This window comes from Isoptericola sp. NPDC019482 (genome assembly GCF_040632295.1).
GTDB lineage: Bacteria > Actinomycetota > Actinomycetes > Actinomycetales > Cellulomonadaceae > Isoptericola.
The window spans coordinates 111,449-134,198 of sequence record NZ_JBEYBQ010000004.1 but is presented as its reverse complement, the minus strand read 5'-3'; the positions used below and the strand labels follow the sequence as shown (position 1 = coordinate 134,198).

Here is a 22,750-nt window from a genome sequence, read left to right as displayed (position 1 = left end):
GCCATGCTCACGTTCGTCCTCTGGGTCCTCGGGTCCCTCGTGCTCGCCGCGGTGGTGTTCCTCGTGGCCAACGTCATGGAGCGTCGTGAGGGTCAGGACGACGAGGCCCCCGGTCTCGGTCGATTCCTCCGCGACTTCCGGTCCGGGCTGCGCCGCAAGCGCGTCGCGCCCCCTGCCCCGGTCGAGACCGGCATGGACGAGTTCTTCGCCGCGACTATCGAGGACGCCCCGGGGTACGTCGACCCGGAGGAGCTCACCGAGGCGCTGCACCGGGCCCGCCTGCAGGCCCGCAGCTCGTGGCACGTGGGGAGCGTCCGCAAGCCGGAGTGACCCCGCCCCGCCGGGGCTCCCGCGAGCGGCGCCGTCGCCCCGTTCTGGGAGACTGTGCGCGTGACTGATCAGCTCTGGCTCTGGATCCTCCTCGGTGTCGTCGTCGTGGTCGGCGGCGGCGCCGCACTGCTCGTCCCGCGGACGCGCCGTCGTCGCACCGACCACCTCGTCGACGAGCACGTCGACCAGGACATCGAGCAGGACGTCGAGCAGGACGTCGAGCAGGGCGCGGGCACGACGACCGTCGCGCCGCCCGAGACCGCTGTCGAACCGGCGCCCCCCGCACTCGAGACGCCGGAGCCGGTGGCCGGCCGCCTCATCCGCCTGCGCGACCGCCTGGCCCGGTCCGGGTCGCCGTTGGGCGCGCGCCTGCTGAGCGTGCTGTCCCGCGACCACCTCACCGAGGACGACTGGGACGAGCTCGAGGAGACGCTGCTGCTCGCCGACATCGGCGCCGGCCCGGCCGAGGAGCTGCTCGACGCCCTGCGCACCCGCGTGCGCGTGCTCGGCGTGCGCGACCCGAAGACCGTGCGCGACCTGCTGCGCGAGGAGCTGCTCAAGGTCGTCGACCCGTCGCTCGACCGCGAGGTCGCCACGACGGGTCCGGTCGGCGACGACGGCGCACGCCTGCCCGCCGTGGTGCTGGTCGTGGGGGTCAACGGCACGGGCAAGACGACGACGGTCGGCAAGCTCGCCCGCGTCCTGGTCGCCGAGGACCGGTCGGTGGTGCTCGGCGCGGCCGACACGTTCCGCGCGGCGGCCGCCGACCAGCTGCAGACCTGGGGCGCCCGCGTGGGCGTGGAGACGGTGCGCTCGGACCGCGACGGCGCCGACCCCGCCGCCGTCGCGTTCGACGCGGTGCGGCGCGGCAAGGCCGAGGGCACGGACGTCGTCCTCGTCGACACCGCCGGCCGGCTGCAGAACAAGGCCGGGCTGATGGACGAGCTGGGCAAGATCACCCGCGTCATCACCCGCGAGGCCCCGCTGGCCGAGGTGCTGCTCGTGCTCGACGCCACGACCGGGCAGAACGGCCTCAACCAGGCCCGCGTGTTCGGCGAGGTCGCGGGCGTCACCGGCATCGTGCTCACCAAGCTCGACGGCACCGCGCGCGGCGGCATCGTCGTCGCCGTCCAGCGCGAGCTCGGCGTGCCGGTCAAGCTCGTCGGGCTGGGCGAGGGCCCCGACGACCTGGCGCCCTTCGACCCGGAGCAGTTCGTGGACGGCCTGCTCGGCTGACCGGTCGACGAGCCCGCAGACAGGCCCCGTCACGCAAAGTTCACGCGTGACGGGGCCTTGTCACACCCACGAAACACCAGAACACTCCAGGCGAAACTCCGCCCGACCACGGTAGTGCCCGACCCGGCCGCCCGGCTGGTGAGGGAGGAACAACTCATGGAGCTGGACACCGGAGCAACCGCGTGGATGCTGATGTCGGCATCTCTCGTGCTCCTGATGACCCCTGGACTCGCGCTCTTCTACGGCGGGATGGTGCGCGGCAAGTCCGTGCTGAACATGATGATGATGTCGTTCGGCGCGATCGCCGTCGTCGGCGTCGTCTACGTGCTGTGGGGCTGGTCGATGTCCTACGGCGCGGACCTCGGCGGGATCGTCGGCAACCCGTTCGACCAGTTCGGGCTCTCCGGCGCGATCTATGACGCGAACGGTGAGTTCCTCATCGACGACTTCGGCGTCCCGGGCATCGTGGGCGTCGGCTTCCAGGCCACGTTCGCGATCATCACCGTCGCCCTGATCTCCGGCGCGATCGCCGACCGTGCCAAGTTCGGCACCTGGATGGTCTTCGTGGCCGTGTGGGTGACGCTCTGCTACTTCCCGATGGCGCACATGGTCTGGGGCGGCGGCCTGCTGTCCGCGGACGGCCCGTTCGGCGGGATCGCGGCCCCGATCGACTTCGCCGGCGGCACCGTGGTGCACATCAACGCCGGTGTGGCCGCGCTGGTCCTCGCCCTCGTGGTCGGCAAGCGCAAGGGCTTCGGCTCCGAGCCGATGCGGCCGCACAACCTGCCGCTCGTCATGCTGGGCGCCGCGCTGCTGTGGTTCGGCTGGTTCGGCTTCAACGGCGGCTCGGCCTTCACGGCCGACGGCTTCGCCGGCCTCGCCTGGGTGAACACCACGGTCGCGACCTCGGCCGCGGTGATCGGCTGGCTCGTGGTGGAGAAGTTGCGCGACGGCTCGGCGACGTCGCTCGGCGCCGCGTCGGGCGTCGTGGCGGGTCTCGTCGCGATCACCCCCGCCGCCGGGTCGGTGAGCCCCGTGGGCTCGATCGCCGTCGGCGCGATCGCCGGCGTCCTGTCCGCCTACGCGGTGGGGCTCAAGTACAAGCTCGGCTACGACGACTCGCTCGACGTCGTCGGCGTGCACCTCGTCTCCGGCCTCTGGGGCACGGTCTCCATCGGCTTCCTCGCCACCGAGACGGGCCTGTTCTACGGCGGCGGCCTGAACCAGCTCGCGGTCCAGGCGATCATCGCCGTCGTCGCGATCGCCTTCTCCGGCATCATCACGTACCTCATCGCGATCGCGCTGAAGGCGGTCATGGGCTGGCGGGTCTCCGAGGAGGCCGAGGTCGCGGGCATCGACCTGGCGGTGCACAGCGAGACCGCGTACGAGACGATCCAGCAGGGTTCCGTCGCTAAGGAGATTCGCGCATGAAGCTCGTCACCGGAGTCGTCCAGCCCCACCGCCTGGACGACGTCAAGTCGGCCCTCGAGGCCGCGGGCATCCGCGGCATGACGGTCAGCGAGGCCAGCGGCTACGGCCGCCAGAAGGGCCACACCGAGGTCTACCGCGGCGCCGAGTACACGGTCGACCTGGTCCCCAAGGTCCGCGTGGAGGTCCTCGTCGCGGACGAGGACGCGCCCACCGTCGTGGACGTCGTCGTCAAGGCCGCCCAGACGGGACGGATCGGGGACGGCAAGGTGTGGACCACGACGCTCGACGACGTGGTGCGCGTGCGCACCGGCGAGCACGGCGACGCGGCCCTCTAGGAGGCGCTGACCGTGCTCCCGGACGACCAGCCGGGCGCGACCGAGCCCCGCACCCCGGACGCCGGGGTGCGGGGCTCGCGCCTCGACACCGGCCCCACCGAGCCCCGCCCCGCCGCGCCAAGCTCCTCTGCGCCAAGCCCCTCTGCGCCCAGCCCCGCGGTCGCCGGCGGCACGACCGGCGGCGTCGGCGCGCTGCGCGCCGACCTGCTCGCCGCCGCCGACGGCCTCACCGGTCCCGGCCGGTCGGGGATCGCGCGCCGCACGACGCTGCAGCAGCTCGTCACCGACCGGCTCACCCCCCTGTTCGAGGCCGCCACGGCGGACGTGGACCCGGCGGGCATCGCGCTCGCCGCCGTCGGCAGCCTGGGGCGCGGGGAGCTCGGCCCGCTGTCCGACCTCGACCTCGTCCTCGTGCACGACGGCCGCACGCACAAGCCCGACGAGCTCGCCCGCGTCGCCGACGCGCTCTGGTACCCGCTGTGGGACTCCGGCGTCGACGTCGACCACGCGGTGCGCTCGCTGAGCCAGACCCGGCGCCTCGCCTCCACCGACCTTCCTGCTGCGGTCGGCTGGCTGGACGTGCGGCCCGTGGCGGGGGACGCCGTCGTCGTGCACCGTGCGGCGTCCGCGATCCTCACCGACTGGCGCTCGGCGTCGCGCCGCCGGCTGCCCGAGCTGCTGCACAGCGCGCGCGAGCGGGCCGAGCGCGCGGGCGAGCTGGCCTACCTGATCGAGCCCGACCTCAAGGAGTCGCGGGGCGGCATCCGCGACGCCGTCCTGCTCTCGGCGCTCGCGGCCACGTGGCTCACCGACCGCCCGCACGGACGGGTGGACCGGGCGTACGCGCACCTGCTGGACGTGCGCGACGCGGTGCACGTCGTGACGCGGCGGCGTTCCACGAAGCTCCTGCTCGCCGACCTGGACGAGGTGGCCGCACGCTGCGGGCACGACGACCCCGACGAGCTGCTGGCCAGCCTGGCGGAGGCGGGCCGCGAGATCTCCTACGCCCTGGACTCCACGGTGCGCCGCGCCCGGCAGGCCCTGCAGCGGCCGGCCGTGCGCAGACCCGTCATGGTCCGGGGGCGCCGGTCCGCCCCGCGGCTGCGGTCGGTCGGCGACGGCCTCGTGGAGCACGACGGCGAGCTGGTGCTGGCCGTGGGCGCGCAGCCCGCCGACGACCCGCTGCTGCCGTTGCGCGCGGCGGCCACGGCGGCCCGCACCGGCCTCGTGCTCTCGCCCGTGACCGTCCAGTCCCTCGCGGAGTCGCCGCCACCGCCCGCGCCGTGGCCGCCGGCGGCACGCACCGCCCTGCTCACCCTGCTGGGTGCCGGGCCGGCCCAGGTGCCCGTCTGGGAGGCGCTCGACCTGGCGGGCGTCGTCACGACGTGGATCCCCGAGTGGGCCGCCGTGCGCAACCGCCCGCAGCGGGCCGCGGTGCACCGGCACACCGTGGACCGGCACCTGGTGGAGACGGCGGCCCGCGCCGCCCGGGTGCGCCGCCAGGTCGCCGCCGGCGCGGGCGTCCCGGCCGCGCCGGCCGAGCAGCTCCTGCTCGGCGCCCTGCTGCACGACATCGGCAAGCGGCGCGGCGCCGTCGACGCCGACCACTCCGTGGAGGGCGCGCGGATCGCCCCGGACATCGTGCGCCGGACGGGGTTCGGCGACGACGTCGCGCGCGACGTCGGCGTCGTCGTGCGCCACCACCTCACCCTGGCGCGGCTGGCGACGACCGCGGACCTGGAGGACCCGGCCACCGTGGCGGAGCTCCTCGACGCGCTCGAGCACCGCGGCGACCTGCTCGAGACCGTGCGGGTGGTGACGGAGGCGGACGCGTCGTCGCTGGGCCCGGCGGGGTGGACGGCGTGGCGTGCGAGCCTCGTGGACGACCTCACCGGGCGGGCCCGCCGGGCGCTCGCCGTCGGACGGTAGGCTAGGTGGCCGCACCCCACGACGACCTCTCCTAAGGACCTGCCTGGTGTTCAACTCCCTGTCGGACCGGCTCACCGCGACGTTCAAGAACCTGCGCGGGCGGGGCCGGCTCTCCGAGGCGGACATCGACGCGACCGTGCGCGAGATCCGCCGGGCGCTCCTCGACGCCGACGTCGCGGTGCCCGTGGTGCGCGAGTTCACGGCCGCGGTGCGCGAGCGCGCGCTGTCGGCCGAGGTCTCGGGTGCGCTGAACCCGGCGCAGCAGGTCGTGAAGATCGTCAACGACGAGCTCGTGGCGATCCTCGGCGGCCAGACCCGCCCGCTGCAGCTCTCCAAGACGCCGCCGACCGTCATCATGCTCGCCGGCCTCCAGGGTGCCGGCAAGACCACGCTGGCCGGCAAGCTCGCGCTGGCGCTCAAGGAGCAGGGCCACACCCCGCTGCTGGTCGCCGCCGACCTCCAGCGCCCCAACGCGGTGACCCAGCTGTCCGTCGTCGCCGAGCGCGCCGGCGTGCCGGTCTACGCGCCGCACCCGGGCAACCAGGGCGCCGAGACCGACGTCGTCATCGGTGACCCGGTGGGCGTGGCCCGCGACGGTGTCGCCGAGGCGAAGGCCAAGCAGCACGACGTCGTCATCGTCGACACCGCGGGCCGCCTGGGCGTCGACCAGGTGCTCATGCAGCAGGCCTCCGACATCCGCGACGCCACGTCGCCCGACGAGGTCCTGTTCGTCATCGACGCGATGATCGGCCAGGACGCCGTCGCCACGGCGAAGGCCTTCGAGGAGGGCGTCGACTTCACCGGCGTCGTCCTGTCCAAGCTCGACGGCGACGCGCGCGGCGGCGCCGCCCTCTCGGTGGCCACGGTCACGGGCCGTCCGATCATGTTCGCCTCGACCGGTGAGAAGCTCACCGACTTCGAGGTCTTCCACCCCGACCGCATGGCGTCGCGCATCCTCGACATGGGCGACGTGCTCACCCTCATCGAGCAGGCCGAGAAGGCCTTCGACGCGGAGGAGGCCGCCAAGATGGCGGCCAAGGTGGAGAAGGGCGAGGACTTCACGCTGTCCGACTTCCTGGTGCAGATGCAGCAGATGAAGAAGCTCGGCTCCATGAAGAAGATGCTCGGGATGATGCCGGGCATGGGACAGATGCGCGAGCAGCTCGAGAACTTCGACGAGCGCGAGGTCGACCGCGTCCAGGCCCTCATCCAGTCGATGACGCCCGCCGAGCGCGACAACCCCAAGATCATCAACGGCTCGCGCCGCGCCCGCATCGCCCGCGGCTCCGGCCAGACGACGACCGCCGTCAACCAGCTGCTCGAACGGTTCGGTCAGGCGCAGAAGATGATGCGCCAGATGAGCAAGGGCGGCGGGATGCCTGGCATGCCGGGGGTCCCCGGGATGCCGGGGATGCCCGGCGGGGGCAAGAAGGCGCGCGGCAAGCAGGCGCCGTCGAAGAAGGTCAAGGGCAAGTCGGGCAACCCGGCAAAGCGGGCGCAGCAGGAGCGCGAGGCCATGCAGCGCGCCCTCGGCGGCCCCGCCGCGAAGCCGTCGGCGCCGGGTTCCGCGTTCGGGGTGGGCGGCGGGGAGCCGTCCGAGCAGGACCTCTCGAAGCTCCAGCTCCCGGACGGATTCGACAAGCTGCTCGGCGGACGCTGAGTCGCACGGACCGGCGTCCGCGGCTCGGACCGCCGAATCGGTAACCTTCGACCATGTCTGCCCCGCACGTCCCGCTGCACCTCACCGGCCACGTCCTGCTGGGCCACGATCGCGACGTCGGCGAGATGTGGGTGCGCGACGGTCGGGTGAGCCTCACCCGTCCGTCGCCGCAGGGCAGCGCCACCCGCGAGCTCGAGGGCTGGGTGCTGCCCGGCCTGGTGGACGTGCACTGCCACGTGGGCCTCGGCCCCGACGGCGCCGTCGACCAGGAGACGGCGGAGGCGCAGGCGATCACCGACCGTGACTCCGGCGTCCTGCTCGTGCGCGACGCGGGCTCGCCGGTCGACACCTCGTGGGTGCAGGAGCGTCCGGACCTGCCCCGCCTCGTGCGGGCCGGCCGGCACCTGGCCCGCCCCAAGCGGTACCTGCGGAACTTCGGCCTCGAGCTCGACGACGTGGGAGCGCTCCCCGACGCCGTGCGCACCCAGGCGCGCGCCGCCGACGGCTGGGTCAAGCTCGTCGGGGACTGGATCGACCGCGAGGCGGGCGACCTCGGCCCGCTGTGGCCGCGCGACGTGCTCACCGAGGCGGTCGGCGCCGCGCACGCGGAGGCGGCGCGCGTCACGGTGCACGCCTTCTCCGAGGAGGTCGTGCCGGACCTGCTCGCCGCGGGCGTGGACGGCATCGAGCACGGCACCGGCGTCGTGGGGGCGCTCGTGGACGAGGTCGCGGCGCGCGGCATCCCCGTGACGCCCACGCTGCTCCAGGTGGCCCGCTTCGAGGAGATCGCCCGGCAGGCGGAGGACAAGTACCCCGTGCACGCGGCGCGGATGCGGCGCATGCACGCCCGCCGGTACGAGCACGTGCGCGCGCTGCACGAGGCGGGCGTCCGGCTGCTCGTCGGCACGGACGCCGGGGGCACCCTCGGGCACGGGCGGGTCGTTGACGAGTGCGCCGAGCTGGTCGCGGCCGGCATCCCCGCCGCCGACGTCGTGGCGATGGCCACCTGGCGGGCGCGCGAGCTGCTGGGCTTCGGCGCGCTCGTCGAGGGATCGAGCGCCGACCTGGTGGTGTATCCCGCCGACCCGCGCGAGGACATCGAGGTGCTGCGGCACCCGACCGCCGTCGTGCTGCGCGGGCAGGTCGTCCGGGGCTGAAGCGGGCCGACGCGCCGGGCCGCGCGGGCGAGAGGTGCGTCACCCGAGGTTGGAGCGGGCCCACTCGGTCTGGCACAATGTCCGGGTACTCGGCGTGCCCAGGCCCCTCTCTCCTGCGCAGGTCGCGTTCCTGACCTCCGGACATCGCCAGGACCCCACCCGGCGGCGCGTGAGGTCGCCCCACCAGAACCAGGAGACACCACCACAGTGGCCGTCAAGATTCGTCTGAAGCGCCTCGGCAAGATCCGGGCCCCGTACTACCGCGTCGTCGTGGCCGACTCGCGCTCCAAGCGCGACGGGCGCGTCATCGAGGAGATCGGGAAGTACCACCCGACCGAGGAGCCGTCGTTCATCGAGATCAAGTCCGAGCGGGCGCAGTACTGGCTCGGCGTCGGCGCGCAGCCGACCGAGCAGGTCGCCGCGCTGCTCAAGATCACCGGTGACTGGCAGAAGTTCAAGGGTCTTCCGGGCGCCGAGGGCACCCTCAAGACCAAGGCCGCGAAGGCCGACAGCGCCGCCGCGGTCGAGGCCGTCGCCGCCGAGGCCGAGAAGGCCAAGGCGAAGGCTGCCGAGAAGAAGGCCGAGGAGCCGGCGGCCGAGGCCACCGAGGCTGAGGCCGAGGCCTGATGCTCGCCGAGGCCCTCGAGCACCTGGTGCGCGGCATCGTGGACAACCCGGACGACGTCCGGGTGGCCGCGCGGACGCAGCGCCGGGGCGACCTGCTCGAGGTGCGGGTGCACCCCGACGACCTCGGCCGCGTGATCGGCCGGGGCGGACGGACGGCGAAGGCGCTGCGCACGGTGGTCGGCGCGCTCGCGACGGACGGCCCCGTGCGGGTCGACGTCGTGGACGTCGACCGGCGCTGAGCGAGCCGCACCCGCTGCCACAGCTCTGACGAGGCCCGGTCCCACACCGTGGGGCCGGGCCTCGTCGTCTGCGGCGGTGCATGCTGGGACCGGGCGGTCGCGGGACCCGCGAGACAGCCCACGAGACAGTTCGAGACAGGAGTGGTCATGCAGCTGGTGGTGGCGCGCGTCGGGCGGGCGCACGGGCTCAAGGGCGAGGTCGGGCTCGACCTGCGCACCGACACCCCCGAGGACCGGCTCGCGGTGGGGATCACCCTCACGACCGAGCCGGCCGAGGCCGGGCCGCTGACGGTGACGGCCGCGCGGGTGCACCAGGGCCGCTGGCTCGTGTCCTTCGCGGAGGTGGCCGACCGTACCGCGGCCGAGGCGCTGCGCGGCGTCGAGCTCGTCGTCGAGGCCGACGCCTCCGACGAGGAGGACGCCTGGTACCCGCACGAGCTCCAGGGCCTGCGCGCCGAGCTGGAGGACGGGACCGTGGTCGGCGAGGTGACCGGTCTCGAGCACCTGCCCGCGCACGACGCGCTCGTCGTGCGGGAGCCCGGCGGCGAGCGGACGCTCGTCCCGTTCGTCCGCGCCATCGTGCCGGTGGTCGACGTCGCCGGCGGGCGCGTGGTGCTGACGCCGCCGGGCGGGCTGCTCGCCCGGGACGCTGCGTCCGCCGTCGTCGACCGGGCGGACGACGCGCAGGGCGAGGGCTGACGTGCGCGTCGACGTCGTCTCGATCTTTCCCGACTACCTCGCCGCGCTGGACCTGTCGCTGGTCGGCAAGGCGCGCAAGGCCGGCCTGCTCGACCTGCGGGTGCACGACCTGCGGGACTGGACCACCGACCGGCACCGCACGGTCGACGACACCCCGTTCGGCGGGGGAGCGGGCATGGTCATGCGCCCGGACGTCTGGGGGCGGGCGCTCGACGACGTCCTGCCGGCGGGCGGCGGCGGGCACCTGGTCGTGCCCACGCCGTCGGGCGACGTCTTCACGCAGCGGCACGCGGAGGCGCTGGCCGCCGAGGAGCACGTGGTCATCGCCTGCGGGCGGTACGAGGGCATCGACGCGCGTGTCGCCGAGCGCACGCGTGCCGCCGGCCACCGGGTCAGCGAGCTGTCCATCGGCGACTACGTCCTCAACGGCGGCGAGGTGGCCGCGCTCGTCATGATCGAGGCGTTCGGGCGGCTGCTGCCCGGCGTCGTGGGCAACCCGCACTCGCTGGTGGAGGAGTCGCACGGCGCGGCCGGCCTGCTGGAGTACCCGGTGTACACGAAGCCGCCGGAGTGGGAGGACCACGAGGTGCCCGAGGTGCTCCTGTCCGGGCACCATGCGCGGATCGAGCGCTGGCGCCGCGATCGTGCGCTGGAGCGGACCGTCGAGCGTCGCCCCGACATGGTGGCCGCGCTCGACCCGGCCGCGCTCGACAAGGCCGACCGGGCCGTCCTCGCCGGCCTGGGCTGGGAGGTGCGTGACGGACGCCTCCGCCCGGCGGGGGAGCCCGCGGCGGGGGACCCGCCGGGTCGTATGGCAGAATAGGTCGCTGGTGTGTTCGCCGACCCGGCCTCTGCCACAGGGGAGGTCACGGCGGCTGCTGGTCAGCCCGCCCGGTCGAGGAGCCGACGCACCACCGTTACGTCAGACACCGCGCGCCTGCGGGCGCGCCAGGATCTTGCACCTGACCTGTGGCAGGGCGGGGAGACAACCATGCACACGCTCGACTCCGTCGACGCAGCCTCGCTGCGCTCCGACGTCCCGGACTTCCGCGCCGGCGACACCGTCAAGGTCAACGTCAAGGTCGTCGAGGGCAACCGCTCGCGCGTCCAGGCGTTCCAGGGCATCGTCATCGCGCGCCAGGGCGGCGGCGTCCGTGAGACGTTCACCGTCCGCAAGATCAGCTTCGGCGTCGGCGTGGAGCGCACGTTCCCCCTGCACGCCCCGACCATCGACTCGATCGAGGTCGTCTCCCGCGGCGTCGTCCGCCGGGCGAAGCTGTACTACCTGCGCAACCTGCGCGGCAAGAAGGCGAAGATCCGCGAGAAGCGCGAGACGACGCCGGCGAAGTGATCGACCGCGTCGCGACACGCTGACGCGCGCTCCCCGGACGGGCGGTCCTGCCGTGGGCAGGGCCGCCCGTCCGTCGTCGTTCCCGGGTCGTCGTCGGAGCCCGACCACTGGGTGCCCGTCGCGGTTTCGCCGTGGACGGTGGCGAGTGAAAGAGTGAGAGCGTGGCAGACTCCGATCCCGTGACAGACCGGCCCAGTGCGCGCGAGCCCCGACCCGACGACCCCGCGGGCAGCGGCGGCGGGGTCGAGGGCTTCGACGCCGTGGTCGGGGCCGGCCGTCCCGCCCCCGCCGAAGGGCGCGCGCCGAGCCGCGGGCTCGGGGTCCTGCGCGAGACCGCGATCATCGTGGTCAGCGCTCTGGTGCTGTCCTGGCTGATCAAGACGTTCCTGGTGCAGGCGTTCTACATCCCCAGCGGGTCGATGGAGGACACGCTCGAGATCGGCGACCGCGTCATGGTCTCGCGCATGGTGCCGGACGTGTTCGACGTCAACCGCGGCGACATCGTCGTGTTCAAGGACCCGGGCGGCTGGTTGCCGCCGTACGAGCCGCCGGAGCGGACCCCCGCGGGGCAGGCGGTGACGAACGTGCTGACGTTCGTGGGCCTGCTGCCGCAGGAGACCGGGGACCACCTCATCAAGCGCGTCATCGGGACACCGGGCGACCACGTGACCTGCTGTGACGACCAGGGTCGCGTCAGCGTCAACGGCCAGCCGATCGACGAGGAGTCGTACATCAAGCCGGGCTCCGTGCCGAGCCAGGACCCCTTCGACACCGTCGTGCCCGACGGCATGCTGTTCGTCATGGGCGACAACCGGCAGAACTCGCAGGACTCGCGCTACAACACCGGCAAGCCCGGCGGTGGGTTCGTGCCGATGGACAACGTCGTCGGGTCGGCGTTCGCCACCGTGTGGCCGCTGGGCGACGCGACCCTCCTGCGCAACCCGGGCGACGTCTTCGCGAAGGTCCCGGAGCCGTGACCTCGCTCGTCGAGCGGGGCGTCGAGCCGGGCGCGGTGGGGGACACCCGGCAGGACGCGGTGCGGGAGACGGAGCAGCCGCCCGTCCGGGTGACCCCGGGCACGGAGACGGTGCGCCGGCCCACGCCGCCACGCCGCCGCGCCGCGAACGGCACGTCGTCCGGCGCGGGCAAGCGGAAGAGCCCGACGCTGCGCCAGGAGCGCGCGCTGCTCACGGGTGGGGCGCGCCTGGTCGCCGGGATGGACGAGGTGGGCCGAGGCGCGCTGGCCGGGCCCGTGAGCGTGGGCGTCGTCGTCGTGGACGCCGCGACGCGGACGGCCCCGCAGGGGCTGACCGACTCGAAGCTCCTCACCCCCGCGGCGCGCGTCGCGATGGTGCCGCAGCTGCAACGCTGGGGAGTCGCGTGGGCCGTGGGCCACGCTGGACCGGCAGAGATCGACGCGCACGGGATCGTGGCCGCGCTGCGGCTCGCCGGACGGCGGGCCCTCGCGCAGGTCCGCCGGACCTGCGGTGACGTGGACGTGGTGCTGCTCGACGGCTCGCACGACTGGCTGAGCCGCGGCGACGTCGACCTCTTCGAGGCCGCGGCGCTCGACCCCCTCGGGCCGGGAGCCCCCGAGCCCGGGGTGCGCACGCTCGTCAAGGCCGACCTCCAGTGCTCCTCGGTCGCGGCTGCCAGCGTGCTCGCCAAGGTGGAGCGCGACGGCCTGCTCGTGCGGCTGGCGCGCCAGTACCCGGCGTTCGCGTGGGACCAGAACAAGGGCTACTCGGCGCCCGCCCACCTGGACGCGTTGCGCCGGCTCGGGCCGACGCCGCAGCACCGGCGGTCGTGGAACCTCCGGGCTCTGGCCGACGACGGCGGTGGCCCTGCCGGCGCGGAGGGCGTGCCGGCGGGCACGCCCGTGGGGACGCTCGACGTCCGTCTCGCCGACGTGACGCCCGATGGGAGGATGGCCCCGTGAGCGCCGAAGACCTCGAGAACTACGAGACCGAGATGGAGCTCGCGCTGTACCGCGAGTACCGCGACGTGGTGGGCCTGTTCTCGTACGTCGTGGAGACGGAACGACGGTTCTACCTCGCCAACCAGGTGGACCTGCAGGTGCGGTCCGCCGCCGGCGAGGTCTACTTCGAGCTCCGCCTGGCCGACGCCTGGGTGTGGGACGTCTACCGCTCCGCGCGGTTCGTGAAGTCCGTGCGCGTCGTGACGTTCAAGGACGTCAACGTGGAGGAGCTCGCGAAGGCCGAGCTCGCGCTGTAGCGCCCGATCCCCTCCGGAGCGATCCTCCGGACGGGTGACGACGCCCGTAGCCGCGGAGGTCGTCCACAGCGCCACCCGCAACGCCTCCGTCCACAGGCGACGGTCCGTGCGTGCGTCGCCGCCCCGCGGGCCCGTCAGGCTTCCCGCGGAGGTGGTTCGATGCGGGCGAAGGACGCCGTCGGGCGGTACGGGGAACGGGTGGCGGCACGCCACGTCGAGGCGCAGGGCCTGGAGGTCCTGGAGCGCAACTGGCGCGGCACGGGCGGCGAGCTCGACCTCGTCGCGCGGGACGGCGACGTGCTCGTCGCGATCGAGGTGAAGACCCGGCGCGGTACGGCGTTCGGCCACCCGGCGGAGGCGGTGACGCCCGCGAAGCTGTCCCGCGTGCGGCGCCTCACGGGGCAGTGGCTGGCGGAGCACCGGGGCGTGCGCTGCCGAGAGATCCGGGTGGACGTCGTGGCCGTGGTGCTCCCGCGGGCAGGCGCCGCGCAGGTGGAGCACCTCGTGGGGGTGCTCTGATGGGGCTCGGCACGACGGCGGCCGTCGCCCTCACCGGGCTGACCGGGCACGTCGTGGAGGTGCAGGCGCAGCTCGCGGCGTCGGTACCCGGGTTCACGCTGGTGGGGCTGCCGGACACGGCCCTGAACGAGTCGCGCGAGCGGGTGCGGGCCGCGGTGCTCTCCACCGGCATCAAGTGGCCGCACCGCAAGATCACCGTCAACCTGTCGCCCGCCTCGCTGCGCAAGTCCGGCTCCTCGTTCGACGTCGCGATCGCCGTCGCGGTGCTGGCGGGCGACGGCGCCGTGCCCCGGGCCGGCCTGGACCGGGTGGTGCACCTGGCCGAGCTCGGTCTGGACGGCCGCCTCCAGCCCGTGCGCGGGGTGCTGCCGGCGGTTGCCGCGGCCGTCGAGGCCGGCTGCCCCGACGTCGTGGTGGCGACCGGCGACGCGGCGGAGGCACGCCTGGTCCCCGGGGCGCGCGTGCATGCCGCGTCGTGCCTCGCCGAGGTGGTGCTGCTCCACGGCGGCGAGCTCGCGGACCCTCCGGTGCTGGACCCGGTCCGGGCGGCACGGCAGCCCGTGTCGCGCCGGTCGGCGGGGGACCTCGCGGACGTGGTGGGACAGGTGCAGGCCCGGATGGCGCTGGAGGTGGCGGCCGCGGGCGGGCACCACCTGCTCCTGGTCGGGCCGCCGGGCGCGGGCAAGACCATGCTCGCCGCCCGCCTGCCGGGCATCCTGCCGGACCTCACGCCGTCGGAGGCCGTCGAGGTGACCTCCGTGCACTCGGTGGCCGGGACGTTCGACCCCGGGAACGGCCTGCTGACCCGGCCGCCGTTCGAGGACCCGCACCACACGGCCACCCCGGCCGCCATCGTCGGTGGGGGCAGCGGCCTGGCCCGGCCCGGGGCGGTCTCCCGCGCCCACCGGGGGGTGCTGCTGCTCGACGAGGCGCCCGAGTTCCCGTCCCGGGTGCTGGAGACGCTGCGGCAACCGCTGGAGCAGGGGGAGCTGGTGCTGCACCGGTCCGGGGGAGCGGCACGCTACCCGGCGCGGTTCCAGCTGGTCCTGGCGGCGAACCCGTGCCCGTGCGGGATGGCGTCGGTGAACAAGGGGCTGGACTGCTCCTGCACACCCATGGCGAAGCGGCGGTACTTCGGCCGCCTGTCGGGGCCGCTGCTCGACCGGGTCGACCTGCAGGTGGAGGTCCTGCCGGTGACCCGGGCGGATCGGACCGCCCGGGCGGAGGGGGAGTCGTCGGCGGCGGTCGCGGCCCGCGTCGCGCAGGCGCGCGCCGCGGCGCGCGAGCGGCTGGCGGGGACGCCCTGGACCACGAACGCGGAGGTCCCCGGCCGGTGGCTGCGGGACCGGTCGAAGGACCCGGGCGTGCTGCGCCCGATCGAGCAGATGGTCGACCGTGGCGTGCTGAGCCTGCGCGGCGCGGACCGCGTGCTGCGGATCGCGTGGACGCGCGCCGACCTGGCGGGGCGCTCCGCGCCGACGGCGGAGGACGTCTCCACGGCCGTGACGATGCGCACGAGGGGGAGCCATGCGTGAGCCGGTCGTGGTGCCGGACGCGGGTGCGGTGCGCCCCGAGGGCGCCGGCGGTCTTCCCTTCGCGGTCGACGACCCGGTGCTCGCCCGCGCCGCCTGGAGCAGGGTGGCGGAGCCGGCCGACGCGGTGGCCGGCGCCCTCGTCGCGCACCTCGGCGCGGCGGAGGCCCTCGAGTGGGTCGTCGACGCCGTCCGCGACCCCGCCCGCGCCCTGTGCGGGTCGGCGGTCGAGCCGCTGGGCAGCACGGTCGCTGCGGACCGGCTGATGGAGGCGGTGGCCCGGTGGGCGCCGCGGCTCGACCGCCTCGACCCGCGACGGGAGCTGCGGGTCCTCGAGCGGTTCGGCGGAACCCTCCTGGTGCCGGGGGACCCGCGCTGGCCGTCCGGGCTCGCCGCGCTCGGGGTCGAGGAGCCGTTCGCGCTGTGGGTGCGGGGCGAACCGGACCTCGCGGCGCTGGCAGAGCGGTCGGTGGCGCTCGTCGGGGCGCGGGCGTCCAGCGCCTACGGGGACCACGTGGCGACGGACCTCGCAGCGGGGGTGGCGGACCGCGGCTTCACGGTCGTGTCCGGCGGGGCGTACGGGATCGACGCTGCCGCCCATCGCGGCGCCGTGGCGGGCGGGGCGGCCACGGTGGCGGTGCTCGCCGGGGGCGTGGACCGGTTCTACCCGCCGGGGAACCAGGACCTTCTGCGGCGCCTGGCCGACGGCGCGGGGGCGGTCGTGAGCGAGGTGCCGCCGGGGTCCGCGCCGTTCAAGCAGCGCTTCCTCGCCCGCAACCGGATCATCGCCGCGATGTCGTGCGCGACGGTCGTGGTGGAGGCGGCGTGGCGCTCCGGGGCACTGTCGACCGCGCGTCACGCGGCACGACTGCTGCGTCCGCTCGGAGCCGTCCCCGGCCCGGTGACCGCGGGCACCTCGACGGGTTGCCACGTGCTCCTGCGCGACGGGTCCGCGGTCTGCGTGACGGACGCCGCCGAGGTGGCCGAGCTCGCCGGTCCGTACGGCGCCGACGAACCGCCGGAGCGGGACGCGCACGAGGTGCCGGCGCCGGGACGCGCCGCACGCGCGGTCTCGCGGCGCGGGGTCCCCGCGGAGGTCGAGGCCCTCGGCGACCGTGCCCGTCAGGTGTGGGACGCGCTGCCCGCGCGTGCGTCCGCAGGCCTGGACGCGCTGGCGCGCACGGCAGGGCTCGCGCCGGGCGAGCTCCTCGCCGGGCTCGGCGCGCTGGAGCTGCACGGCCTCGCCGCCCAGGAGGCCGGGCGGTGGCGGCGGGTCCGTCGCGACGCCGGGCGTGCGAGCCGGGGGACGTCGGGCGGATGAGGTGGCGGGCCGGGCGGTGCTCGTCCTGCGGGGCGGTGCCCGGCGGGTGGCACGAGCCCGGAGGCGAAGCGAGTCGGTGCTCGTCCTGCTGGCCGAGGGCTCGCGGGTGTCGGGAGGGAGGAGGCGACGGCCGGTCGTGCTGGGGCGACCTTGCTGGGGCGACCTTGCTGGGGCGACCTTGCTCGGACGACCTTGCAGGGCGGAGGTCCGTGAACGACCTCGACACGCGCGCCGCCTCACCCGCCCGGTGACGGCCCAGGGGCACACTGACCTGGATGGACACCGATCCGGACCTGCCGCCGCTGCCGGCGCCGCTCGCCGACGCGCTGGCGCGTTTCGACGAGCATCTCGAGGTCCAGCGCGGGCACTCGGCGCACACGCGACGGGCGTACCGCGCCGACGTCGGCTCGCTGCTGCGCTACGCGGTGCGGCACGGCGTCGACGGTCTGCCGGGGGTGGACGTGGGGGTGCTGCGCGGGTGGCTCGCCGCACAGTCCGAGCGAGGCCTGGCACGGGCGACCATCGCGCGCCGGGGCGCCGCCGCGCGGACGTTCCTGCGGTGGGCGTACCGCGTCGGCCTGGTCCAGGCGGACCCGACCGCGCGGCTGGCGAGCCCGAAGGTGTCGCGGACCCTGCCCACGGTGCTGAGCGCGGACGCGGCCGCGGCGCTGCTCGACACCGCACGCGACGTGGCGCACACCGCCGAGCCGGACGATCGGCCCGCGGCGCTGCGCGCCTGGGCGGCCGCGGAGCTCCTGTACGGCAGCGGTATCCGCGTCGGCGAGCTGGTGCAGGTCGACGTGCCCGCCGTCGACCTCACCGAGCGGCTCGTGCGGGTGCTCGGCAAGGGTGGCAAGGAGCGCGTGGTGCCGTTCGGGGTCCCGGCGGCGCGCGCGGTGTCCGAGTGGCTCGCGCTGGGCAGGCCCGCGCTGGTCCAGCCGGCCTCCGGCGCCGCGCTCCTCCTGGGCGCACGCGGCGGCCGCTGGGGTCAGCGGCAGGTCCGCGACGCGGTGCACCAGCTCGCGGCGCGTGCGGGCGTGGACGACGTCGCCCCGCACGCCCTGCGACACTCCGCGGCGACGCACCTGCTGCAGGGCGGCTCCGACCTGCGGTCCGTGCAGGAGGTGCTCGGGCACTCCGACCTCGGCACCACGCAGCGGTACACCCACGTGGACGACGAGCGGCTGCGCCAGGTGTTCGTGCAGGCGTTCCCGCGCGCCTGAGGGCCACGGGCCCTGCCGTCCCGTCCGTCGGGCCCGGTTCGCAGCGGCCGTGTCAGGGGCCTCCGGGCAGCAGCACGATCGGCGGTGCCTGGCCGAGCATCGCGAGAGGGTCGAGGTAGACGTCGCCGCGCAGCACGCCCCAGTGCAGGCACGCGGCAGGCGCGCAGTGCCCCGGTGCGGCGGCGAGGCCGCCCACGGGGTCGCCGGCGCCCACCGCGTCGCCACGCCGGACGTCGGCGGTGACGGGCTCGAACGTGGAGCGCAGGCCGCCGGCGTGCGCCACGACCACGACAGGCTTGCCCGCGACCTGCCCGGAGAACGACACCACGCCTGCGGCCGGTGCCCGCACCTTCTCGCCGGTCGCGGCGGCGAGGTCCACGCCGCGGTGACCCGCACCCCACTGCCCGACGGGTGGGTCGAACGGGTGCACGACGTCACCGGGTACGGGACGGACCCACCCGTCGCCCTCGGGCGGCGGGACCGCCGCCGCACCCGTGAGCGGTGCGGCGCCGGTCAGTCCCACGATGGCCGTCACGACGAGCCATGCGACGAGCCGCGCGCCCCACCATGGGACGAGACGGGCGCACCCGGCCGGCCAGCCTGATGACTCGCCGGACGGCCTGCCCGACGAGCCGCCTGTCGGCCGGCCTGACGAGCCGCCGGACGGCGTGCCCGGAGACCTGCCCGACGACCTGTCGGCGGGCTCGTCGGAGGGTCGGGCGGGCGCATGACCGGCGGGGGCGCGAAGGGCTCCCGGCCCGCGTCGTTCGGGCGTCCGGTGGGTCGGGGTGCGGAGGTTCACGGGACCAGGCTGGCGGGGCCGCGGGGCCGTATCGTCCTCGGTCGCGGCACCTGTGGACGGCCTCTGGGCGGGCACCTCCTGGGGGCAGGCTCGCGGCGCTGACGTCGCGCGGGGGCGTCGTCCGACGAGACCGCGGGAACGTCGCGGCGCAGCGGGCGGCCGCTGGGCGGAGGCGCCCGGAACCGTCGGGTAGACTTGCTGCCGCGATCGGCTTGCGCCTCGCCTCCCCGAACCATCCTGGTGGAACCCGTGGGCCGTCCTCGACGTCCGGCGGGCCCACCGGACCGGGGGAGCGGAGACAGCCGGTCGACATCGCGCGTCACGTACGCGCCCCGCGTCCCGGTCCGCCGGGTGCAGGGCGCGGCCGCGTCGGCAGCGGTCCGTGCCCGGGTCCCCGGGAACGGTGCCGGCCCGGCGTGACGCCAGGGGTGCCGGGCCAGATGCCCGTCACCGACGAACCGAGTACCGCGACCGGAGACCTGCTCCCAGCAGCCCGGTCGCCTGACGCGCGTGCCGCCCGGAGGATCCGGCGCACGCGGCGAAAGGACGTGTCATGGCCGTCGTGACCATGCGCCAGCTCCTCGAGAGCGGTGTCCACTTCGGGCACCAGACCCGCCGTTGGAACCCGAAGATGAAGCGATTCATCTTCACGGAGCGCAACGGCATCTACATCGTCGACCTCCAGCAGTCGCTGTCGTACATCGACCGCGCCTACGAGTTCGTCAAGGAGACCGTCGCCCACGGCGGCAGCATCCTGTTCGTCGGCACCAAGAAGCAGGCGCAGGAGCCCGTGGCCGAGCAGGCCGCCCGCGTCGGCATGCCGTACGTGAACCACCGCTGGCTCGGTGGCATGCTCACCAACTTCACCACCGTGCACAAGCGCCTCCAGCGCCTCAAGGAGCTCGAGGAGATCGACTTCGACGACGTCGCCGGCTCGGCGCTGACGAAGAAGGAGCTCCTCGTCCTGCGCCGCGAGAAGGACAAGCTCGCGCGCACCCTGGGCGGCATCCGTGACATGGCCAAGACCCCCTCGGCGGTCTGGATCGTGGACACGAACAAGGAGCACCTGGCCGTCAACGAGGCGAAGAAGCTGGGCATCCCCGTCGTCGCCATCCTCGACACCAACTGCGACCCCGACGACGTCGACTACGCCATCCCGGGCAACGACGACGCGATCCGCTCCGTCACGCTGCTCACCCGCGTGATCGCCGACGCGGCGGCCGAGGGCCTGCTGCAGCGCCACTCCGGCAAGAAGGGCGAGGCCGACCAGACCGCCGAGGCCGAGCCGCTGGCCGAGTGGGAGCGCGAGCTCCTGGCCGGTGCCGAGGCCGCCCAGGCCGAGGCCCCCGCCGCCGAGGAGGCGCCGGCCGCCGAGGCGACCGAGGCCGCCCCGGCTGCCGAGGAGGCCCCCGCCGCCGAGGAGACGCCTGCCGCCGAGGGCGAGCAGGCCGCCGAGAAGTCCGAGTGAGTCCTCGCGGGCCGGTCACCCTCGGGTGACCGGCCCGCGGACCGCCGCACGTCCCACTCCGCCCGGCGCCCCGACCGGGGCCGGGCGGACCTCGAACCAGCACGGAGGACATCCATGGCGAACTACACCGCCGCTGACATCAAGGCGCTGCGCGAGCGCACCGGTGCCGGCATGCTCGACGTCAAGAAGGCGCTCGACGAGGCCGACGGCAACGCCGAGCAGGCCATCGAGATCATCCGCAAGAAGGGCCTGGCCCGCGCCGCCAAGCGCGAGGGCAACGCGACCACCGAGGGCCTCGTGGCCGTCAAGGTCGCCGACTCCGCCGCCGGCCAGGTGGCCACGATGATCGAGCTCGACGCCGAGACGGACTTCGTCGTCAAGAACGAGAAGTTCATCGCGCTCGCCGAGACGGTCCTCGAGGCGGTCTCCGCCGCGGGTGCGACCGACGCCGAGTCCGGCCTCGCCGCCCCGGCCGGCGAGGGCACCGTCGCCGACACCATCGCCGCCCAGGGCGCCACGATGGGGGAGAAGGTCGTGCTGCGCCGCGTGGCCCGTCTCGAGGCCCCCAAGGTGACGACGTACCTGCACAAGACGGCCAAGGACCTGCCGCCGTCGATCGGCGTGCTCGTCGCCACCGACGACGCGGCCGAGCCGGTCGCGAAGGACGTCGCGCAGCACATCGCCGCGCTCGCCCCGAAGTACCTGTCCCGCGAGGACGTCCCCACGGACGTCGTCGAGAAGGAGCGCGAGATCGCGCGCGAGGTCTCGATCGCCGAGGGCAAGCCCGAGGCCGCGCTGCCGAAGATCGTCGAGGGTCGCCTCAACGGGTTCTTCAAGGACGCCGTGCTCGTGGACCAGCCGCTGGCCAAGGACACGAAGACGACGGTCGCCAAGCACGTCGCCACCACCGGTGGCAACCTGCTGGGCTTCGTCCGCTTCCGCGTCGGCAGCTGACGTCCACCTGCGCCCAGGCCCGGCCGCACCGTGCGCGGTGCGGTCGGGCCTTCGCGTACCCGCCCACGCCGGCCCGCTGACCCGGCGGGAGCCGCCGTCCGGTGCCAGGATGCGCGGAGGGCGACCACCGAACCACCGGGCGCGCGGCGCCCGAAACCCCGGGCCCGTCGCGCGCGACACCCGGGCGACGCGGAAACATGCCCCCGAGGGCATGCGGAACAGACCAGAGAGCGACGGTGACCGCACGTGACCGAGACCAACCAGACCGAGCCGACCCCCACCGCCGAGGAGCCGGCGCCCGCACGCCGGGTTCTCCTCAAGCTCTCCGGCGAGACCTTCGGCGGCGGCAGCGTGGGCCTCGCGACCGACGTCGTGCGGCGCATCGCCCAGGAGATCGGCGACGCCGTCCGCCAGGGCGTGCAGGTCGCGATCGTCTCGGGCGGCGGGAACTTCTTCCGCGGCGCCGAGCTCTCCCGCGCCGGCCTGGACCGGGCCCGCGCCGACTACATGGGCATGCTCGGCACGGTGATGAACTGCCTCGCCCTGCAGGACTTCCTGGAGCAGGACGGTGTCACGACCCGCGTGCAGACCGCGATCACCATGGGGCAGGTCGCGGAGCCGTACATCCCGCTGCGTGCCATCCGGCACCTGGAGAAGGGGCGTGTCGTGATCTTCGGCGCCGGCGCCGGCATGCCGTACTTCTCCACCGACACGGTCTCGGTCCAGCGCGCGCTGGAGACGCACTGCGACGAGGTCCTCATGGGCAAGAACGGCGTCGACGCGGTGTACTCGGCCGACCCGCGCACGAACCCGGACGCCGAGCGGCTCGAGCACCTGACCTACACCGACGCCCTGGTGCGCGGCCTCAACGTGATGGATGCCACGGCCCTGTCCCTGTGCCGGGACAACGACGTGCGGATGCGTGTCTTCGGCCTGGAGGAGCCGGGTAACGTGACCCGCGCGCTGCTGGGCGAGAAGATTGGCACGCTGGTCACGACCCACTGACGTGCACCAGCAGCACGACCCCACCACGTAGCACGACGCAGCATCACGCAGCACCCGACGAGAATGGAGCACCGGTGATCGACGACACCCTCCTCGAGGCCGAGGAGAAGATGGACAGGGCGATCGAGGTCGCCAAGGAGGAGTTCGCGGGCATCCGCACGGGCCGCGCCAACTCGGGCATGTTCTCGAAGATCACCGTGGACTACTACGGCGCCCCGACGCCGCTGCAGCAGCTCGCGTCGTTCAACATCCCGGACGCGCGCACGGTGCTCATCACCCCGTTCGACAAGGGCTCGATGACGACCATCGAGAAGTCGCTGCGCGAGTCCGACCTGGGCGTCAACCCGTCGAACGACGGCAACGCGATCCGTATCGTCATGCCCGCCCTCACGGAGGAGCGTCGCCGCGACTACGTGAAGATGGCCAAGACGAAGGCGGAGGACGCCCGCATCTCCGTGCGCAACGTGCGGCGCAAGGCCAAGGAGGAGCTGGACCGCATCGTCAAGGACGGCGAGGCCGGCGAGGACGAGGTCACCCGGGCCGAGAAGGAGCTCGAGTCGCTGACGAAGAAGCACGTCGACGCGATCGACGTGCTCCTCGCCGGCAAGGAGAGCGAGCTGCTCGAGGTCTGATGGTGACCCATCCCCTCGAACCGGGCGAGGACGCGTCCCCGCTCGATCCGGCCACCGGCGGGGCG

24 protein-coding genes are annotated in these 22,750 nt (G+C 74.5%); 23 read left to right on the top strand and 1 reads right to left on the bottom strand.

Going from position 1 to position 22,750, the window contains the following annotated elements:
* Window positions 1–3 precede the first annotated feature (3 nt).
* The 19 genes from ABZ493_RS04955 to ABZ493_RS04865 all read left to right on the top strand — a co-directional run bounded on the left by ABZ493_RS04955 (window position 4) and on the right by ABZ493_RS04865 (window position 17,824).
* Window positions 4–330 (top strand): hypothetical protein, encoded by a 327-nt coding sequence (locus ABZ493_RS04955; RefSeq protein ID WP_430581063.1) that lies wholly within the window; start codon window positions 4–6, stop codon window positions 328–330.
* A 60-nt stretch (window positions 331–390) separates the two neighbouring features.
* Entirely contained in the window at window positions 391–1,566 is a 1,176-nt protein-coding gene (ftsY, locus tag ABZ493_RS04950; RefSeq protein ID WP_430581062.1) for a signal recognition particle-docking protein FtsY, read from the top strand.
* 156 nt (window positions 1,567–1,722) lie between these two features.
* Window positions 1,723–2,997, top strand: a complete 1,275-nt coding sequence (locus tag ABZ493_RS04945) for an ammonium transporter (protein ID WP_430581061.1) — start codon at window positions 1,723–1,725, stop codon at window positions 2,995–2,997.
* A complete protein-coding gene (locus tag ABZ493_RS04940; protein ID WP_430549879.1) occupies window positions 2,994–3,332 on the top strand; it encodes a P-II family nitrogen regulator in 339 nt (112 codons plus the stop codon). Before ABZ493_RS04945 ends, ABZ493_RS04940 begins: the two co-directional genes overlap by 4 nt.
* A 12-nt stretch (window positions 3,333–3,344) precedes the next feature.
* Window positions 3,345–5,261, top strand: a complete 1,917-nt coding sequence (locus tag ABZ493_RS04935) for an HD domain-containing protein (protein WP_430581060.1) — start codon at window positions 3,345–3,347, stop codon at window positions 5,259–5,261.
* A gap of 46 nt (window positions 5,262–5,307) precedes the next feature.
* Window positions 5,308–6,921 (top strand): signal recognition particle protein, encoded by a 1,614-nt coding sequence (gene ffh, locus ABZ493_RS04930; protein WP_430581059.1) that lies wholly within the window; start codon window positions 5,308–5,310, stop codon window positions 6,919–6,921.
* 53 nt (window positions 6,922–6,974) lie between these two features.
* Window positions 6,975–8,078: an amidohydrolase family protein gene (locus ABZ493_RS04925; protein WP_430581058.1), complete on the top strand. Its 1,104-nt coding sequence runs from the start codon at window positions 6,975–6,977 to the stop codon at window positions 8,076–8,078.
* Window positions 8,079–8,285: 207 nt separating this feature from the next.
* On the top strand, window positions 8,286–8,705 hold the full coding sequence (gene rpsP / locus ABZ493_RS04920; RefSeq protein WP_430581057.1) for a 30S ribosomal protein S16: 420 nt from the start codon (window positions 8,286–8,288) through the stop codon (window positions 8,703–8,705).
* Window positions 8,705–8,944: an RNA-binding protein gene (locus ABZ493_RS04915; RefSeq protein WP_380245361.1), complete on the top strand. Its 240-nt coding sequence runs from the start codon at window positions 8,705–8,707 to the stop codon at window positions 8,942–8,944. Before rpsP ends, ABZ493_RS04915 begins: the two co-directional genes overlap by 1 nt.
* Window positions 8,945–9,091: 147 nt before the next feature.
* Complete coding sequence (gene rimM, locus ABZ493_RS04910; RefSeq protein ID WP_430581056.1) at window positions 9,092–9,643, top strand: ribosome maturation factor RimM; 552 nt, start codon at window positions 9,092–9,094, stop codon at window positions 9,641–9,643.
* 1 nt (window position 9,644) lies between these two features.
* The gene (gene trmD, locus ABZ493_RS04905; protein WP_430581055.1) at window positions 9,645–10,466 is read left to right on the top strand and encodes a tRNA (guanosine(37)-N1)-methyltransferase TrmD; all 822 of its coding nucleotides are present in this window, start codon (window positions 9,645–9,647) and stop codon (window positions 10,464–10,466) included.
* A gap of 168 nt (window positions 10,467–10,634) precedes the next feature.
* Window positions 10,635–10,994, top strand: a complete 360-nt coding sequence (gene rplS / locus ABZ493_RS04900; RefSeq protein WP_430581054.1) for a 50S ribosomal protein L19 — start codon at window positions 10,635–10,637, stop codon at window positions 10,992–10,994.
* 179 nt (window positions 10,995–11,173) lie between these two features.
* The gene (gene lepB / locus ABZ493_RS04895; protein ID WP_430581053.1) at window positions 11,174–11,971 is read left to right on the top strand and encodes a signal peptidase I; all 798 of its coding nucleotides are present in this window, start codon (window positions 11,174–11,176) and stop codon (window positions 11,969–11,971) included.
* A gap of 188 nt (window positions 11,972–12,159) precedes the next feature.
* The gene (locus ABZ493_RS04890) at window positions 12,160–12,933 is read left to right on the top strand and encodes a ribonuclease HII (protein ID WP_430581136.1); all 774 of its coding nucleotides are present in this window, start codon (window positions 12,160–12,162) and stop codon (window positions 12,931–12,933) included.
* Window positions 12,930–13,229, top strand: a complete 300-nt coding sequence (locus ABZ493_RS04885) for a DUF2469 domain-containing protein (RefSeq protein ID WP_013838354.1) — start codon at window positions 12,930–12,932, stop codon at window positions 13,227–13,229. The genes ABZ493_RS04890 and ABZ493_RS04885 overlap by 4 nt, the downstream gene beginning before the upstream one ends.
* Window positions 13,230–13,388: 159 nt before the next feature.
* The gene (locus tag ABZ493_RS04880) at window positions 13,389–13,748 is read left to right on the top strand and encodes a YraN family protein (RefSeq protein WP_430581052.1); all 360 of its coding nucleotides are present in this window, start codon (window positions 13,389–13,391) and stop codon (window positions 13,746–13,748) included.
* Complete coding sequence (locus tag ABZ493_RS04875; RefSeq protein ID WP_430581051.1) at window positions 13,748–15,283, top strand: YifB family Mg chelatase-like AAA ATPase; 1,536 nt, start codon at window positions 13,748–13,750, stop codon at window positions 15,281–15,283. Before ABZ493_RS04880 ends, ABZ493_RS04875 begins: the two co-directional genes overlap by 1 nt.
* Window positions 15,276–16,601: a DNA-processing protein DprA gene (gene dprA, locus ABZ493_RS04870; protein ID WP_430581050.1), complete on the top strand. Its 1,326-nt coding sequence runs from the start codon at window positions 15,276–15,278 to the stop codon at window positions 16,599–16,601. Before ABZ493_RS04875 ends, dprA begins: the two co-directional genes overlap by 8 nt.
* A gap of 275 nt (window positions 16,602–16,876) precedes the next feature.
* Window positions 16,877–17,824, top strand: a complete 948-nt coding sequence (locus ABZ493_RS04865) for a tyrosine recombinase XerC (RefSeq protein WP_430581049.1) — start codon at window positions 16,877–16,879, stop codon at window positions 17,822–17,824.
* Between the two features lie 52 nt (window positions 17,825–17,876).
* On the opposite strand, the gene ABZ493_RS04860 is transcribed toward ABZ493_RS04865, so the two are convergent.
* On the bottom strand, window positions 17,877–18,359 hold the full coding sequence (locus tag ABZ493_RS04860) for a M23 family metallopeptidase (protein WP_430581048.1): 483 nt from the start codon (window positions 18,357–18,359) through the stop codon (window positions 17,877–17,879).
* A gap of 820 nt (window positions 18,360–19,179) precedes the next feature.
* Here ABZ493_RS04860 and rpsB point away from each other — a divergent pair.
* The 4 genes from rpsB (at window position 19,180) to frr (ending at window position 22,685) form a co-directional block, all read left to right on the top strand.
* Window positions 19,180–20,094 (top strand): 30S ribosomal protein S2, encoded by a 915-nt coding sequence (gene rpsB / locus ABZ493_RS04855; protein WP_430581047.1) that lies wholly within the window; start codon window positions 19,180–19,182, stop codon window positions 20,092–20,094.
* A gap of 114 nt (window positions 20,095–20,208) precedes the next feature.
* On the top strand, window positions 20,209–21,048 hold the full coding sequence (tsf, locus tag ABZ493_RS04850; RefSeq protein WP_430581046.1) for a translation elongation factor Ts: 840 nt from the start codon (window positions 20,209–20,211) through the stop codon (window positions 21,046–21,048).
* Window positions 21,049–21,294: 246 nt separating this feature from the next.
* A complete protein-coding gene (gene pyrH, locus ABZ493_RS04845) occupies window positions 21,295–22,053 on the top strand; it encodes a UMP kinase (protein WP_430581045.1) in 759 nt (252 codons plus the stop codon).
* A 74-nt stretch (window positions 22,054–22,127) separates the two neighbouring features.
* Window positions 22,128–22,685 carry a ribosome recycling factor gene (frr, locus tag ABZ493_RS04840; protein WP_430581044.1) on the top strand — a complete coding sequence of 186 codons (558 nt, stop codon included), beginning with the start codon at window positions 22,128–22,130 and terminating at the stop codon, window positions 22,683–22,685.
* The last annotated feature ends 65 nt before the right edge of the window (window positions 22,686–22,750 follow it).